The sequence below is a fragment of the Mycobacterium sp. ZZG genome, assembly GCF_054786995.1.
Genome location: NZ_JBTBFV010000013.1, coordinates 41,299 through 55,001, shown reverse-complemented (window position 1 = coordinate 55,001; position 13,703 = coordinate 41,299). Strand labels below are relative to the sequence as shown.

12 protein-coding genes are annotated in these 13,703 nt (G+C 68.2%); 6 read left to right on the top strand and 6 right to left on the bottom strand.

From position 1 onward, the window contains the following. The first annotated feature begins 76 nt into the window (after positions 1 to 76). The 3 genes from ACXMYJ_RS10395 to ACXMYJ_RS10385 are packed head-to-tail and all read left to right on the top strand — an operon-like array spanning position 77 to position 3,969. Positions 77 to 2,299 carry an acyl-CoA dehydrogenase gene (locus tag ACXMYJ_RS10395; protein ID WP_260754571.1) on the top strand — a complete coding sequence of 741 codons (2,223 nt, stop codon included), beginning with the start codon at positions 77 to 79 and terminating at the stop codon, positions 2,297 to 2,299. 36 nt (positions 2,300 to 2,335) lie between these two features. Continuing rightward, positions 2,336 to 3,544 (top strand): thiolase family protein, encoded by a 1,209-nt coding sequence (locus ACXMYJ_RS10390; protein ID WP_443188503.1) that lies wholly within the window; start codon positions 2,336 to 2,338, stop codon positions 3,542 to 3,544. A gap of 2 nt (positions 3,545 to 3,546) precedes the next feature. Beyond that, positions 3,547 to 3,969, top strand: coding sequence for a Zn-ribbon domain-containing OB-fold protein (locus ACXMYJ_RS10385; RefSeq protein WP_443188504.1), 423 nt, complete (start codon positions 3,547 to 3,549; stop codon positions 3,967 to 3,969). 43 nt (positions 3,970 to 4,012) lie between these two features. Here the strand turns inward: ACXMYJ_RS10385 and ACXMYJ_RS10380 are convergent, their stop codons facing one another. The 6 genes from ACXMYJ_RS10380 to ACXMYJ_RS10355 form a co-directional block, all read right to left on the bottom strand. Continuing rightward, entirely contained in the window at positions 4,013 to 5,329 is a 1,317-nt protein-coding gene (locus tag ACXMYJ_RS10380) for an MFS transporter (RefSeq protein ID WP_460355916.1), read from the bottom strand. Next, positions 5,326 to 6,165 carry a putative hydro-lyase gene (locus tag ACXMYJ_RS10375; protein WP_443188506.1) on the bottom strand — a complete coding sequence of 280 codons (840 nt, stop codon included), beginning with the start codon at positions 6,163 to 6,165 and terminating at the stop codon, positions 5,326 to 5,328. The genes ACXMYJ_RS10380 and ACXMYJ_RS10375 overlap by 4 nt, the downstream gene beginning before the upstream one ends. Positions 6,166 to 6,194: 29 nt before the next feature. After that, complete coding sequence (locus ACXMYJ_RS10370) at positions 6,195 to 7,661, bottom strand: adenylate/guanylate cyclase domain-containing protein (protein WP_443188507.1); 1,467 nt, start codon at positions 7,659 to 7,661, stop codon at positions 6,195 to 6,197. Positions 7,662 to 7,757: 96 nt separating this feature from the next. Beyond that, positions 7,758 to 8,060, bottom strand: a complete 303-nt coding sequence (locus tag ACXMYJ_RS10365; RefSeq protein WP_260754566.1) for a hypothetical protein — start codon at positions 8,058 to 8,060, stop codon at positions 7,758 to 7,760. Continuing rightward, positions 8,057 to 9,583, bottom strand: a complete 1,527-nt coding sequence (locus ACXMYJ_RS10360; RefSeq protein WP_443188508.1) for a class I adenylate-forming enzyme family protein — start codon at positions 9,581 to 9,583, stop codon at positions 8,057 to 8,059. The genes ACXMYJ_RS10365 and ACXMYJ_RS10360 overlap by 4 nt, the downstream gene beginning before the upstream one ends. Then, the gene (locus ACXMYJ_RS10355; RefSeq protein ID WP_260754563.1) at positions 9,580 to 10,449 is read right to left on the bottom strand and encodes an SDR family oxidoreductase; all 870 of its coding nucleotides are present in this window, start codon (positions 10,447 to 10,449) and stop codon (positions 9,580 to 9,582) included. Before ACXMYJ_RS10355 ends, ACXMYJ_RS10360 begins: the two co-directional genes overlap by 4 nt. Before the next feature lie 172 nt (positions 10,450 to 10,621). Between ACXMYJ_RS10355 and ACXMYJ_RS10350 the strand changes: the two genes are divergently transcribed. From ACXMYJ_RS10350 to ACXMYJ_RS10340, 3 genes are all read left to right on the top strand, one after another. Beyond that, the gene (locus ACXMYJ_RS10350) at positions 10,622 to 12,211 is read left to right on the top strand and encodes a methylmalonyl-CoA mutase family protein (RefSeq protein ID WP_443188509.1); all 1,590 of its coding nucleotides are present in this window, start codon (positions 10,622 to 10,624) and stop codon (positions 12,209 to 12,211) included. Beyond that, a complete protein-coding gene (locus tag ACXMYJ_RS10345; RefSeq protein WP_260754560.1) occupies positions 12,211 to 12,612 on the top strand; it encodes a cobalamin B12-binding domain-containing protein in 402 nt (133 codons plus the stop codon). Before ACXMYJ_RS10350 ends, ACXMYJ_RS10345 begins: the two co-directional genes overlap by 1 nt. Positions 12,613 to 12,730: 118 nt before the next feature. Continuing rightward, complete coding sequence (locus ACXMYJ_RS10340) at positions 12,731 to 13,687, top strand: LLM class F420-dependent oxidoreductase (protein WP_260754559.1); 957 nt, start codon at positions 12,731 to 12,733, stop codon at positions 13,685 to 13,687. Positions 13,688 to 13,703: the final 16 nt, after the last annotated feature.

Genomic DNA, 13,703 nt, shown 5'->3' with positions numbered 1-13,703 from the left:
GGCCCAGCTCGGAAGCCGTCGAAGCGGCCGCGCGCTTCTTCCGAGACCGGCCCCGTCGCGTAGCCGAAGGAGCGCGATGACCATCGGCCTGACACCGGAGCAGGAACAGCTCGGCGCTGCCGTCGCCCAGTTCGCCGCCCGCCACGCGCCGGTCGACAAGACCCGCGAGTCCTTCGAGGCGCTCGCCGCCGGGGAGCTGCCACCGTGGTGGGAACAGTTCGTCGGCAATGGTTTCCACGCCGTCCACCTGCCCGAAGAGGTGGGCGGCCAGGGCGGCACGCTGACCGACACCGCCTGCGTGATCGAGGCGGCGGCCGCGGCGCTGTTGCCGGGGCCGGTGCTGGCCACGGTGTCCACCAGCGCGGTCGCGCTGCTGGCCGACGACACACCGGCACGGCAGGCCCTGATCGGGGCCCTCGCCGATGGTGCGTCCGGCGCGGTGATCCTGGCCGGCGACAACGGTTTCCGCGCCGTGCCGGGCGCAAACGGCTGGCGGATCGACGGCCGTTCTACGCCGATCGCGGGGGCCTGCGCGGCGCGGATCCTTCTGGTGTCGGCCGACACCGGTGAGGGCACCGCGTGGTTCGCGATCGATCCGGCGGGACCGGGGGTCTCGGTCGAGAGCCGCGTCGCGACCGACCGGACTGTGGACGTGGGGGTGGTGCGGCTCGACGGCCACCGCTGCACCGACGACGCGGCGCTGAGCGGCATCGACGACGTCCGGGCGCGGTGTATGACGGTCGCGCTGGCAGCCGCTGCCGCTTCCGGCGTACTCCGCTGGTGTGTGCAGGCCGTCACCGATCATCTGCGCACCCGGGAGCAGTTCGGCAGGCCGATCGGGACTTTCCAGGCCCTCCAGCACCAGGCGGCGATGCTGTTGGTCAACAGCGAGCTGGCGAGTTCGGCGGCGTGGGACGCAGTCCGGTCGGCATCGGAGGACCCGGCGCAGCACCGCATCGCGGCGTGGGGTTCGGCGCTGATGGCGATCACGCCGGCACCCGAACTGGCCCTCGACGCCCTGACGATGTTCGGCGCGATCGGATACACCTGGGAGCACGACCTTCACCTGTACTGGCGCAAGGCGACGAGCCTGGCCGCGTCGATCGGTCCCTCCGGCCGGTACGCCGAGTCGCTCGGCGAACTCACCCGCACACACGGACGCGACGTCTCGGTGAAGCTCGGCGACGTCGACCTCGAGTTCCGCCGCGGCGTGGCAGCGGTGCTGGACGAGGCGAGGACCCTGCGCAACGACCGTCCGGGGCGCCAAGGCGACTATGAGAACCTCGCGACCGGACCCCAGCGGACACTGCTGGCCGAAGCGGGTCTGATCGCGCCGCACTGGCCGCGGCCGTGGGGGGTGGAGGCCACGCAGCTGCAGCTGTTGATCATCGACGAGGAGTTCGCCAAACGGCCCGACCTGGTGAGGCCCTCACTGGGGATCTCCGAATGGATCCTGCCGACACTGATCAGCTCGGCACCCGAACACATCCAGGAGCGGTTCATCCCGCCAACCCAGCGGGGGGAGCTCGGCTGGTGCCAGTTGTTCAGCGAGCCCGGGGCGGGTTCCGACCTCGCTTCGCTGACTACGCGCGCGACCAAGGTCGACGGCGGCTGGCGGATCAACGGCCACAAGATCTGGACGTCGTCGGCGCACACCGCCGACTTCGGGGCGTTACTCGCCCGCACCGACCCGGATGTCGCCAAGCACCGGGGAATCGGTTACTTCATCGTCGACATGAATTCCGAAGGCGTTGACCTGCAACCGATCCGGCAGGCCACCGGTGAGTCTCACTTCAACGAGGTGTTCCTCGCCGACGTGTTCGTCCCGGACGAAATGCTGTTGGGCGAGCCGACCGACGGGTGGAACCTGGCGATCGCGACGATGGCGCAGGAGCGGGTCGCGATCAGCGGCTACGTCAACTTCGACCGGGCCAGCATCCTTCGCGCACTGGCCGCCGAGGAGCGCGCCGACCGCAGCCGGGTGCTGGCCGCGCTGGGCGAGGCCGACGCGTACGCCAACGCGATCAAGGTGCTCGCACTGCGCGAGGTGATGCGCCTGCTCGACGGGCAGGCCGCCGGACCGGCATCGAGCATCGCCAAGGTCGCCATGAACGTGATGCTGCGACGCATCTTCAAGGCCACGCTCGAGCTCGCCGCACCGGCGGCACTCGTCGAAGACTCCGAGCCGGCGATCGTCGAACCCTACTTCCACCTGCCGGCGGAACTGATCGGCGGCGGGACGAAGGAGATCCAGCTCAACATCATCGCCCAGATGATCCTCGGACTGCCTCGCGCGTGAGTGCGACGCGGGGCTACGGAGCGACAGGAGATACCCATGGGTCTGCGCGGTGAGGCCGCGATCGTCGGTTACGTGGAGCTGCCCCCGGAACGGCTGAACAATGCCACCCCGGCGCCTTTCACCCTGGAGCAGTGGGCGGAACTCGGCGCCGCGGCGCTCGACGATGCCGGGCTGCCCGGTGAGTCGGTCGACGGCCTGGTCACCACACACCTGAGCGAGTCGGAGATCTTCGTTCCATCGACGGTGGCCGAATACCTGGGCGTCCGAGCCAATTTCGCCGAGATGGTGGACCTGGGCGGCGCCAGTGCGGTGGGCATGGTCTGGCGCGCTGCCGCGGCGATCGAACTCGGGATCTGCGACGTGGTGCTGTGTGCGATCCCGGCGCGTTACCTGACACCGACATCGGAGAAGAAGCCCCGACCGCTGGTTGACGCCATGTTCTTCGGAGCGTCGAGCAACCAGTTCGGTTCTCCGCAGGCCGAATTCGAGATCCCGTACGGAAATCTGGGCCAGAACGGGCCGTACGGCCAGGTCGCCCAGCGTTATGCCTCGGTGTACGGCTACGACGAGCGGGCGATGGCCAAGATCGTGGTGGACCAACGCTTCAACGCAAACCACACCGAAGGGGCCATCTGGAAGGACAAACCGCTAACGATCGAGGACGTGCTCGCCAGCCCGGTCATCGCCGACCCGCTGCACATGCTCGAGATCGTGATGCCCTGCCTGGGTGGTGCGGCGGTGGTGGTGGCCAGCGCCGACGTCGCCGCCCGCGCGAAGAACCGGCCGGTGTGGATCAAGGGTTTCGGCGAGCAGGTGCCCTACAAGACGCCCACCTACGCCGCGGATCTGCTGCAGACGCCGATCGCCCGGGCCGCAGAGACGGCGTTCGCGATGTCGGGTCTGACCCGCGAGCAGATGAACATGGTGTCGATCTACGACTGCTACACGATCACTGTGTTGCTGAGTCTGGAAGATGCCGGCTTCTGTGGGAAGGGCAAGGGCATGGAGTTCGTCTCCCAGCGCGATCTGACCTTCCGCGGCGACTTTCCGCTGAACACCGCAGGCGGTCAGCTCGGGTTCGGGCAGGCGGGCAATGCGGGGGGAATGCACCATGTGTGCGACGCGGCCCGCCAGATCATGGGCCGGGCCGGGGAGGCGCAGGTGCCTGATTGCCACCGTGCGTTCGTCTCGGGCAACGGCGGCATCCTGTCCGAACAGACCACACTCGTGCTGGAGGGGGACTGACCATGAGCACACCGACCTTCGAACGGCCGATGCCGGTCAAAACGCCTACCACTGCGCCGTTCTGGGATGCCCTCGCCGAGCATCGGGTGGTGATTCAGTACTCGCCGTCGTCGCAGTCCTACGTCTTCTATCCCCGGGTGCGCGCCCCCAGGACGCTAACGAACGACCTTGAGTGGCGCGAGATCTCGGGCATGGGCACGCTGTACTCGTTCACCGTGGCCCGCCGCCCCGTCGGCCCTCACTTCGTCGACGCGGTGCCTCAGTTGCTCGCCATCGTGGAGTGGGACGAAGGGCCCCGGTTCTCCACCGAGCTGGTCGATGTCGAGCCGACGGACATCGTGATCGGCATGCGGGTCAAACCGGTCTTCTGCGACTACCCCGAGCATGACGTGACGATGTTGAGGTACGCGCCGGCCGATCGGTGAGACTCGCGGCGAGATCGCCCACGCGGCAGGCGAGGGTTGGCGATCAGTGCGACACCAGCCTGCGCAGCGGCTTGCGCGCCGTCTCGCGCATGGTCAGCACCGTCAGCAGCGTGACAACGGCCGCCCCGATCACGTAGTACGCGGGTGCGAGGTCGTTACCCGTCCGCGACACCAGCCACGTCGCGACATAGGGTGCGGTGCCGCCGAACAGCGCCACCGACACGTTGTAGCCGATCGAGTAACCGCTGGAGCGCACCCGCGTGGCGAACAGTTCGGCGCCCGCCGCCAGCGACGCGCACACGAAGACCGCCTCGATCGCGGCCAGGGCTGAGTGGGCGGCGATGGCCGCGGTGAGCGAGCCGGTGTTCAAGAGCAGGAACAGCGGATAGGCGAACACCGCGAAGCCGATCGAGCCTGTCAGCAGAAGAGGTTTGCGGCCGATGCGGTCCGACAACGCTCCGAGCGGGGGGATCAGGACGATGCCCACCATGCTCGCGACGGTGATCGAGAAGAATGCGTCGGTCTTGCTGAAACCCAGTGTCTCGGTGAAATAGCTTGGCAGGAAGGTGTATACGAGATAGAAGCCGACGTTGTGGACCACCACCAGGCCGATGATCTGCAGGATCGGTCGCCACGACGTCGTCACCGCTTCCTTCAGCGGCGACGACGACACCGCGCCGGCCTCACGCAGCGACTCGAACTGCGGGGTGTCGCCGAGGCGCAGGCGGATGTAGAGCCCGACCGCCCCCAGCGCGCCGGCGATCAGGAACGGGATCCGCCAACCGTAGCTTTCCATTGCGGGCTCGGACAGCAGCGTCTCCAGTCCGGTCACCGTGACCGCGCCGAGCAGGAAGCCGACGACGACCGACCACACCAGGAACGACACCACGAACCCGCGGTGCCGGTCGGGGGCGTACTCGGCCAGAAAGCAGGCGCCGCTGCCGTATTCGCCGCCGGCCGAGAAGCCCTGCAGGCAGCGCAGGACCAGCAACAGGATCGGCGCCCAAACCCCGATGGAGTCGTAGCTGGGCACCAGACCGATGGCCAGAGTCGATGCCGACATCAGCAGGATCACCAGCGCGAGCACCTTCTGCCGGCCGATCCGGTCTCCGAGAGGGCCGAAGAAGAAGCCGCCGAGGGGGCGCATGAAGAACGCCGCGGCGAAGATCGCGAAGGTGTTCAGCAGCGCCGCGGTCTCGTCGCCGGGCGGGAAGAACTTCTCGGCGATATAGGTGCCCAGGGACCCGTAGATCGCGAAGTCGAACCACTCCACTGTGTTGCCGATCGCGGCTCCGCGGACAGCCTTTCGGATCGCGTCGGGGGCGGCCGCAGCGGTCGGGGTCAACTGGTCGACGTTCACCAAAGTCCTCCTGGCTGATCGGTGATCTGCGCGCGCGAGGCACTGTCATAGTGGCTGTGCGTCCGGTCGGTGATGAACATGTGGCCTGGTGCGTGAAAGATCGCCAGTGGCAACCGGGCTCGTTGGGCGACGGCCTGTGGCGTCACACCGCACCCCCAGAACACGGGGATGTCATCGTCGTCGAAGCGCACCGGATCGCCGAAATCCGGTGCATCGAGGTCGGCGATGCCCAGCCGCGACGGATCGCCGATGTGCACGGGTGCGCCGTGCATCGCGGGGAAGCGGGCGGTGATGTCGACGGTGCGGGGCACATCGTTTCGGGGGATCGGCCGCATCGAGACCACCAGCGGCCCCTCGAAAGGACCGGCGGTCCGACAGGGGCGGTCGGTGATGTACATCGGGACGTTGACGTGCTGCTGCTGATGACGCAGCGGTAGTCCCGCCGAGGCCATTGCCCATTCGAACGTGAACGAACAGCCGAGCAGGAACGCCACGAGATCGGCGCGCCAGTATTCACTGATATCGGTGGGCTCGTCGACGCACTCACCGTCGCGCAACACGCGGTAGCGCGGCACGTCGCTCCGGAGGTCGGCGTCGGCGGCGACCGCGGCGGGGCGGGGCGAACCGGTGTCGGTGACCTCCAGCAGCGGACACGGGACCGGGTTGCGCACACAGAAACGCAGGAAATCCAGCGCCGAATCCTGCGGCAGCACCACCAGATTGGCCTGCGCATGGCCGTCGGCGAGGCCGCTGGTCGGCCCGGTGTGCGCGCCGCTACGGATCTGGACGCGCGCGGCGGTGGCACGCGTCGGATGCGGAGCCGCGGCAGATCGCATACGCGTGCATTCCCACTCCGAAGGCGGACCTAACCTCCACCCGGGGTGTGGATCTCGGTCGGGTCGCGGCGTCCGCGCAGCGTGATCTGCCCACATGGGACCCACCGGGCCTGCTCGGACTCGTTCGCGCGGGTCAGTGCCGCACCCGAGGACAGGGTTCGGCGCTCGAATTCCTTGGCATGGTCGGCCAGCCGGGCGGCCTCGTTGACGGCGTCACCCACCACGGTGTACTCGTAGCGGTTCCTGGCCCCGATATTGCCGGCGAACACCGGTCCCGCCGACACGCCGATACCGAAATCCACTGCCAGTCGCCGCAACTGAGCGGCCAACGCGCGGGCGGTCGCCAGCGCAGCCGAGCACGGGTCGTCGATGCGCAGCGGGGCGCCGAACACCGCCAGCGCGGCGTCACCCTGAAACTTGTTGACCAGACCGTGCCGTCCGTCGACCTCGGCGACGACGATCTGGAAGAAATCGTTGAGGATGTCGGCGACTTCGTGGGGGCTGCGCTCGGTGGCCAGCTGCGTGCTGCCGACCAGATCGATGAACAACACCGCGACCTCGCGCTCGTCGCCGGTGGATGTGTCGCTGCGGGTGCCGGCCTGCTCGAACGCCCGCCGGGCGACTTCCTCGCCGACGTGGCGGCCGAACAGGTCGCGCAGCCTGTCGCGTTCCCGCAGACCGGCGACCATGCGGTTGAACCCGCTCTGCAGCCGCCCGATCTCGGACCACTCGTACACGTCGATGCTGCGATCGAGTTCGCCTTTCTCGACGTCGGCCATCGCCTCGGCCACCTCGTGGAGCGGATCCGAGATGGACATCGATACCAGGATCATCGAGCGTAGACCGAGCACGACCGCGACCAGAGCGAGTATCAGCAGCGCTAGCTCGATCGGGGACGACGCGTTGAGCAACCAGTTCTGGGACTGCAGGATCAGCAGGACCGCGATGGCCGAGCCGGGCAGTGCGGTACAGGCCAGCCACATCAGCAGCAGGCGGGCCCGCACGCCCGGCGCGGCCGGCCGTTCGGCGTCGGCGGGCACGGCCGCCAGCAGGGGCCGCAGAGTCCGCAACGTGAACAGGAAGCCGGTGGTGACGGTGGCGATCGCGCCGAACAACAGCGCGGTGGTGAGCACCACGAACACCGTCGCCGGTGCGTGCACGTTGAGCGGTACCAGGATGGCCGCGGTGAGCAGCCACGGCGCCAACGTGATGACCGCCTGACGGCGCATGATCTTGGCCGTGGTCCGGATCTCGCCGGGCGTGGGCCGGCGGCCGGAGCTCAGCCAGCGCAGGGACGGACGGAGGATCAGGACCGCGCCCAGCGCCACCGTGACGGTGCCGATCAGGCCGACCACCGAGAAGGTGATCACGTTGCCGGTGGTGATGACACGACGGCCGGCGAGCGCTACCACGATCGCGAGGACCTCGGCGACGGTCAGCAGGTATGCCGACGTGAGCCCCGCGGCGTACCTGGTGAGCAGGCGGCGTGGCCTCACCCGCCGAAGGTATCAGTCGCGCGCCTTCAGATACGCGGCGATGGCATGGCTCGACCTCGTCGCGGTGACACCCGCGAACGCGCCCGGGCTCCCTGGTCAGTCGCTGGCGGGTAGCGGCTTGGCCTCCTTGAGCGCCAACGGGGTCGCGCCGATGCTCAGCGTGCCCTTGCCGGCTTTCGTCACGAGCACCTCGGCGCCGCTGTCGTCGACGTAGCGCTTGCCCATCAGATTGCCGTCGGCCAGTTCGCCGTCCAGCGACAGACTCTCGTCGACACTGTCGCCGACGGGCACCATCGGGGCGCCGCCGGCGCGCAGGTCGTCGAGACTGTCGCTGCTGCGGACCACGATCACCTGGGTGTCGCAGACCTGGCTCTGCAGTCGGGTGCCGTTCTTGATCATGCAGGGGCTCCTTGTGTCGCGGCCGGCTGTGCCGGCGATGGGTCCTGGTTCAGTTCGTCGACGAGTTCGCGGCGCAGCACCTTGCCGGTCGCGTTGGTGGGCAGTTCGTCCCGGAACACCACCCGGTCGGGGGTGCGGGATCCGCGCAACTGCGCCCGCACGTGGCCACGCAGGTCCTCGACGTCGGGTACGGTCCCCGGTTCCGCGACCACGACGGCGACGATGATCTGGCCCCACTGGGGGTCATCGGCACCGACCACGGCACAGTCTCGCACGTGCGGGTGCTCCACGAGCACGTCTTCGATCTCGGCGGGGGCGATGTTCTCGCCGCCGCGGATGATCGTGTCGTCGGACCGGCCACCGATGAACAGGTAGCCCTCCTCATCGAGGTAGGCCACGTCCTTGGTGGGGAACCAGCCCTGCTCGTCGAGCACCGAACCGATGTCGGTGTACCTGCCAGACACCTGCTCGCCGCGGACGAACAGTTCGCCGGTCTGGTTCGGTCCCAGTACCGTGCCATCGTCGGCGCGGACCTGCACCTCGATGCCGGGCACCGGCCGACCGACCGAACCGAGCCGCCGGGTGGCCGCCTCGTCGGAGGCCGCCAGGGCCTCGCGGTGATCGTCGGGGGTCAGCACCGCGATGGTCGAGCTGGTCTCGGTCAGACCGTAGGCGTTGACGAACCCGACGCCGGGGAGCAACGACAACGCTTTGCGCACCAACGGCAACGGCACCTTCGATCCGCCGTAGGCCAAGGTGCGCAGGGTCGGCAGCGAGGTGCCCCGCGCCTCCAGCACCGAGACGATCCGGTCGAGCATCGTCGGCACGACGGTCGCGGAGGTGACGCCCTCGTCGGCGACCAGCCGCACCCACGTCTCGGCGTCGAAGTGCCTCAGATACACCATCTTCCGTCCGGCGTACAGATTCGACAGCGCGGCACTGACACCGGCGATGTGGTAGGGCGGGACGCAGATCAGCGCGGCATCGTCCGGCTCGGCCGACGCGAATTCCACCGTCCCCATGATGTAGCTCGTGAGGTTCGTGTGGGTCAGTTCGACAGCCTTCGGCTTCGACGTCGTCCCCGAGGTGAACAGCACGACACCGACGGCGTCGGGGTCGGCGAACTCGGCCGCGGGTTCCGCGGTCCGAGCTCCGGCGAGGAACTCCGCCGAACCGATCGTCCGATAGCCGTCGCCGACCGCATCGCGGTATTCGTCGTCAACGACGACAAGGGGATCGGGCAGCCGGTCGAGCAGCGCACGCAACCCATCGGCCGACAGCCGGTAGTTCAGCGGCGTCACGGGTGTCGCGGCGCGGGCCGAGGCGAACAACAGCAGCGGCAGCATCGCGCCGCCGGTGCCGATGTAGGCGACATGCTGGGCGCCCGACCCCGCGATCACCCCGGCGCCGCCGTCGGCGAGGGTGCTGAGTTCGGCGGTGGTGAGCCGGAGTTCGTCGGAGACGAGGGCGGTCCGGTCCGGGTCGGCGTCGGTGGCCATCTCCAGCAGCAGCGAGATGCTCATGAGGCTCGCCCGTCGACGAAGATGTCGAGGATCGGGTCGTCGCCGCCGCCGTAACGCGACAGGTCGGCGACACCGGACTCGACCAGGACAGCGGCGTCGATGTAGCACTGCCCGTTCACCTGCGCCGGTGGCCGCGACAGGATCTGTACGGCGGCGTCGGCCATGATGTCGGGGCTGCGGGAGGCTTTGACGAGATCATCACCGTCGGCGAGGTTGCTCACCGCCGAGGTCGCGATGTAGGTCTCGGGCCACAGGCAGCTGAAACCGATGCCGCTGTCTGCGTACTCGCTGGCCCAGCCCAGCGACAGCAGGGTCATGCCGTACTTGGACAACGTGTAGGACGGGTGTGCACCGAGCCAGTGCGGGTTCATGTTCATCGGCGGCGCCAGGGTGAGCACGTGCGCGCCGGTCGCCGATTTCCGCAGATGGGGCAGCGCGCCCTTCGTCAACAGAAACGTGCCGCGGACGTTGATGTCCATCATCAGGTCGAACTTCTTGGCCGACAGCGCCTCGGTCGGTTCGGTGGCGATCGCACTGGCGTTGTTGACGACGATGTCGACCCCGCCGAAGCGTTCGACCGCGGTCGCGATCGCACGCGCCACGTCTTCTTCCTTGCGGACGTCACCGACCACCGCGACACCCTTGCCGCCCGCAGCTTCGACGTCGGCGACGGCGGTGTGCACGGTTCCCGGAAGCTTGGGGTGCGGCTCGGCGGTCTTGGCCAGCAGCACGACGTTGGCGCCGCGCCTCGCTGCAGCGAGGGCGATGGCGAGGCCGATTCCGCGACTGCCGCCCGAGACCACGACGGTCCGGTCGGCGAACGTGGTGTCGCCGGTCCCGCCGGTCGCGTTGGACTCTCCAGACAAAGGGGCCTCCTCATCAACGCCCGATAGCGTCGTTCTCATTTTAGGCGAATCCCATAATCGCCGTGTTCCCGGGTTTGATGCGGGTCTTTGGCGGGTCGGCACGCACTGCGGCGTGCGGCTTTCCCTCAGGCGGTATTGGCATTCTCATTTTTTGCAAGTACGTTATCGATCGATGAGTGACCAAGTCCACCCTCTGGTAGCGACCCCGTCGGGGATCCCGCTGGAACCCGTGTACGGACCGGGCGATCGTGCGGCCGACCCCCCACCGCCGGGGCAGTATCCATTCACGCGCGGAAACTTCGCGTCCGGGTATCGCGGCAAGACCTGGACCTTCCGGCAGTACTCCGGTTTCGGCACCGCCGAGGAGTCCAACCGCAGGTACCGCTACCTGCTCGATCAGGGCGGTACCGGGCTCTCGGTGGCGCTGGATCTGCCCACGCAGTGCGGTTACGACTCCGACGACGAGGAGTACGGCGAGGAGGTCGGCCGGGTCGGCGTGGCCGTGGACACCCTCGCCGACGCCGAGATCCTGTTCGACGGGATTCCGCTGGACAAGATCAGCACGAGCTTCACGATCAACGGCACGGCGGCCATCCTGTTGGCGTTCTACGTCGCCGCCGCCGAGAAGAAGGGTGTGCCGCGGGAGAAGCTCACCGGCACGATCCAGAACGACATCCTCAAGGAGTACGCCTCGCGCGGCACCTGGATCTGGCCGCCGGAGCCGTCCCTGCGATTGATCGCGGACACCATCGAATTCTGTGCGGCCGAGGTGCCGAGGTTCAACGCGATCTCGGTGGCCGGTGCGCACTTCCGTGATGCCGGCGCCAACGCGGTGCAGGAGATGGCGTTCACCCTCGCCGACGGCGTCACCTACTGCGACACCGTGGTCGAGCGTGGCCGGATGACCATCGACAAGTTCGCCCCGCAGATCTCGTTCTTCTTCTACACCCACGGTGACTTCTTCGAGGAGATCGCGAAGTACCGCGCCGGGCGCCGGCGATGGGCGACGATCGTGCGGGAGCGTTACGGGGCCACCACGGACAAGGCGTCGATGTTCCGGTTCGGCTGTGTGGCCGGTGGGGCGTCGCTGTATGCCCCGCAGGCGCAGAACAACCTGGTGCGCGTGGCCTACGAGGCGATGGCCGCGGTGCTCGGCGGTGTGCAGTCGATGTTCACCGCGGCGTGGGACGAGCCGTTCGCCCTGCCCTCGGAGGAGTCGGCGACCCTGGCGCTGCGCACCCAACAGATCCTGGCGTACGAGACCGGCGTGACGAAGGTGGCCGACCCGTTGGGCGGCTCCTATTTCGTCGAGGCCCTCACCGACGCCACCGAGGAGAAGATCGTCGAGATCATGCACGACCTCGAGACACACGGCGGCATGGTCCGCTGCATCGAGGACGGCTACCTGCAAGGCTTGATCGCCGACGAAGCGTTCAAGATCCACCAGGAGGTGGAATCGGGTGAGCGGCCCGTGGTCGGGGTGAACCGATTCGTCGTCGACGAGCCGCCGCCGGACCTGGCCACCTACGAGCTGGACGCCGAGGGTCGCGACAAGCAGTTGCGGCGGCTGGCGAAGGTCAAGGCCGACCGCGACGACGTCGCCGTCAAGGAGGCGCTCGCGGCGCTGGCCCGGGCCGCAGAAGGCGACGACAACCTGATGCACAAGCTGATCGACTGCGCGAACGCGTATTGCACGGTGGGAGAGATGGTGTCGACGTTGAAGTCGGTGTGGGGCGAGTTCCAGCAGCCGGTGGTGTTCTGATGTCAACACGTGTGCTGGTAGCCAAGCCCGGTCTGGACGGCCACGACAGGGGAGCCAAGATCGTCGCCCGCACGCTGCGTGATGCGGGCTTCGAGGTGATCTACACCGGGATCCGGCAGCGCATCGAGGACATCGTTTCCATCGCATTGCAGGAAGACGTTGCGCTGGTTGGTCTTTCGATCCTCTCGGGAGCCCACGTCGCGCTGACCGCTCGCACGGTGGAGGCGCTGCGCGCCGCCGACGCGGCAGACATCGCCGTCGTCGTCGGTGGCACCATCCCGCAGGGCGACGTCCAGAAACTCCTCGACGCCGGCGCCGCCGCGGTGTTCCCGACCGGGACGCCGCTGGAGGACCTGGTGCGTGATGTGCGGGCGCTGACGGAGAGAGTGGAGCACACATGAGGCCGGGTGGAGCGAGGGTGCGCACAGAGCGCCCTTTCGGCAGATATCGCGATCTCAGCGCACTTTCGCCGGAGGAGGCACGTTCAATCAGGCCGGGCGGGCGAAGCGGGGGTGGGCAATGAGACTCGGAGTGATGATCGGGGCCGAGCGCGGCGACATGGCGCGCAAAGTCAGCAAGCTGGTGTCCGACATCGAGTGGGCCGAGTCGGCGGGCCTGGACACCGCGTGGATGCCGCAGGTGCCCAACGACTTCGACTGCCTGACGATGGTCGCCCTGATGGCGGCGCACACCTCGCGGATCGAACTCGGCACCGCTGTCGTGCCGCTGCAGGCACAGCATCCGATCGCCCTTGCCCGGCAGGCGCTTTCGGTGCATGCGATGGCGAACGGGCGGCTTGCCCTCGGTGTCGGGCCGTCGCATCACTGGATCGTGCGCGACATGCTGGGCCTCCCGTACGACAAGCCGGCCGCCTACACCCGTGACTACCTCGAGGTGCTCAGCGCCGCGCTCGCCGGACCGGGTGATGTCGACGTCGAGAACGACACGTTCACCGTGCACAATCCGACGGTTCTCGGTGCCGAGCAACCGCTTCCGGTGCTGGTGGCCGCGCTGGGACCGGTGATGCTGCAGATCGCGGGGGAGCGCGCCGACGGCACCGTGCTGTGGATGGCCGACGAGAAGGCAATCGGCGAGCACATCGCGCCGAAGATCATCAAGGCCGCCGCCGAGGCGGGGCGCCCAGCGCCGCGAATCGTCGCCGGCATCCCAGTGTGCCTGTGTGCGAACTCCGAGGTCGACGCCGCGAAGGAGCGGGCCAACCGGATCCTCGCCGAGGCGGAGACCTCCCCGAACTACCAGCGGTTGCTGGATCGTGGCGACGCCCGCAACGTCGGCGATCTGTGCGCGGCCGGTGACGAAGAGTCGATCCTGGCGCGGTTCAAGCAGTTCGCCGATGCGGGGGTCACCGACCTGTCGGTTCGGTTGCTGCCGATCGGGGAGACCCGCGACGAGCTGGTCGCGTCGAAGTACCGCACCCGCGAGGTGATCGGCGAGCTCGCCAAGCGCGTGCGATGATCGCCGGCGTGAAAAG

What these genes read in the sequence shown, in the direction of transcription:
- ACXMYJ_RS10395 (WP_260754571.1), top strand. Translation starts at nt 77, where the DNA reads ATGACCATCGGCCTGACACCGGAGCAGGAACAGCTCGGCGCTGCCGTC.
- ACXMYJ_RS10390 (WP_443188503.1), top strand. Translation starts at nt 2,336, where the DNA reads ATGGGTCTGCGCGGTGAGGCCGCGATCGTCGGTTACGTGGAGCTGCCC.
- ACXMYJ_RS10385 (WP_443188504.1), top strand. Translation starts at nt 3,547, where the DNA reads ATGAGCACACCGACCTTCGAACGGCCGATGCCGGTCAAAACGCCTACC.
- ACXMYJ_RS10375 (WP_443188506.1), bottom strand. Translation starts at nt 6,165, where the DNA reads ATGCGATCTGCCGCGGCTCCGCATCCGACGCGTGCCACCGCCGCGCGC.
- ACXMYJ_RS10365 (WP_260754566.1), bottom strand. Translation starts at nt 8,060, where the DNA reads ATGATCAAGAACGGCACCCGACTGCAGAGCCAGGTCTGCGACACCCAG.
- ACXMYJ_RS10360 (WP_443188508.1), bottom strand. Translation starts at nt 9,583, where the DNA reads ATGAGCATCTCGCTGCTGCTGGAGATGGCCACCGACGCCGACCCGGAC.
- ACXMYJ_RS10350 (WP_443188509.1), top strand. Translation starts at nt 10,622, where the DNA reads ATGAGTGACCAAGTCCACCCTCTGGTAGCGACCCCGTCGGGGATCCCG.
- ACXMYJ_RS10345 (WP_260754560.1), top strand. Translation starts at nt 12,211, where the DNA reads ATGTCAACACGTGTGCTGGTAGCCAAGCCCGGTCTGGACGGCCACGAC.
- ACXMYJ_RS10340 (WP_260754559.1), top strand. Translation starts at nt 12,731, where the DNA reads ATGAGACTCGGAGTGATGATCGGGGCCGAGCGCGGCGACATGGCGCGC.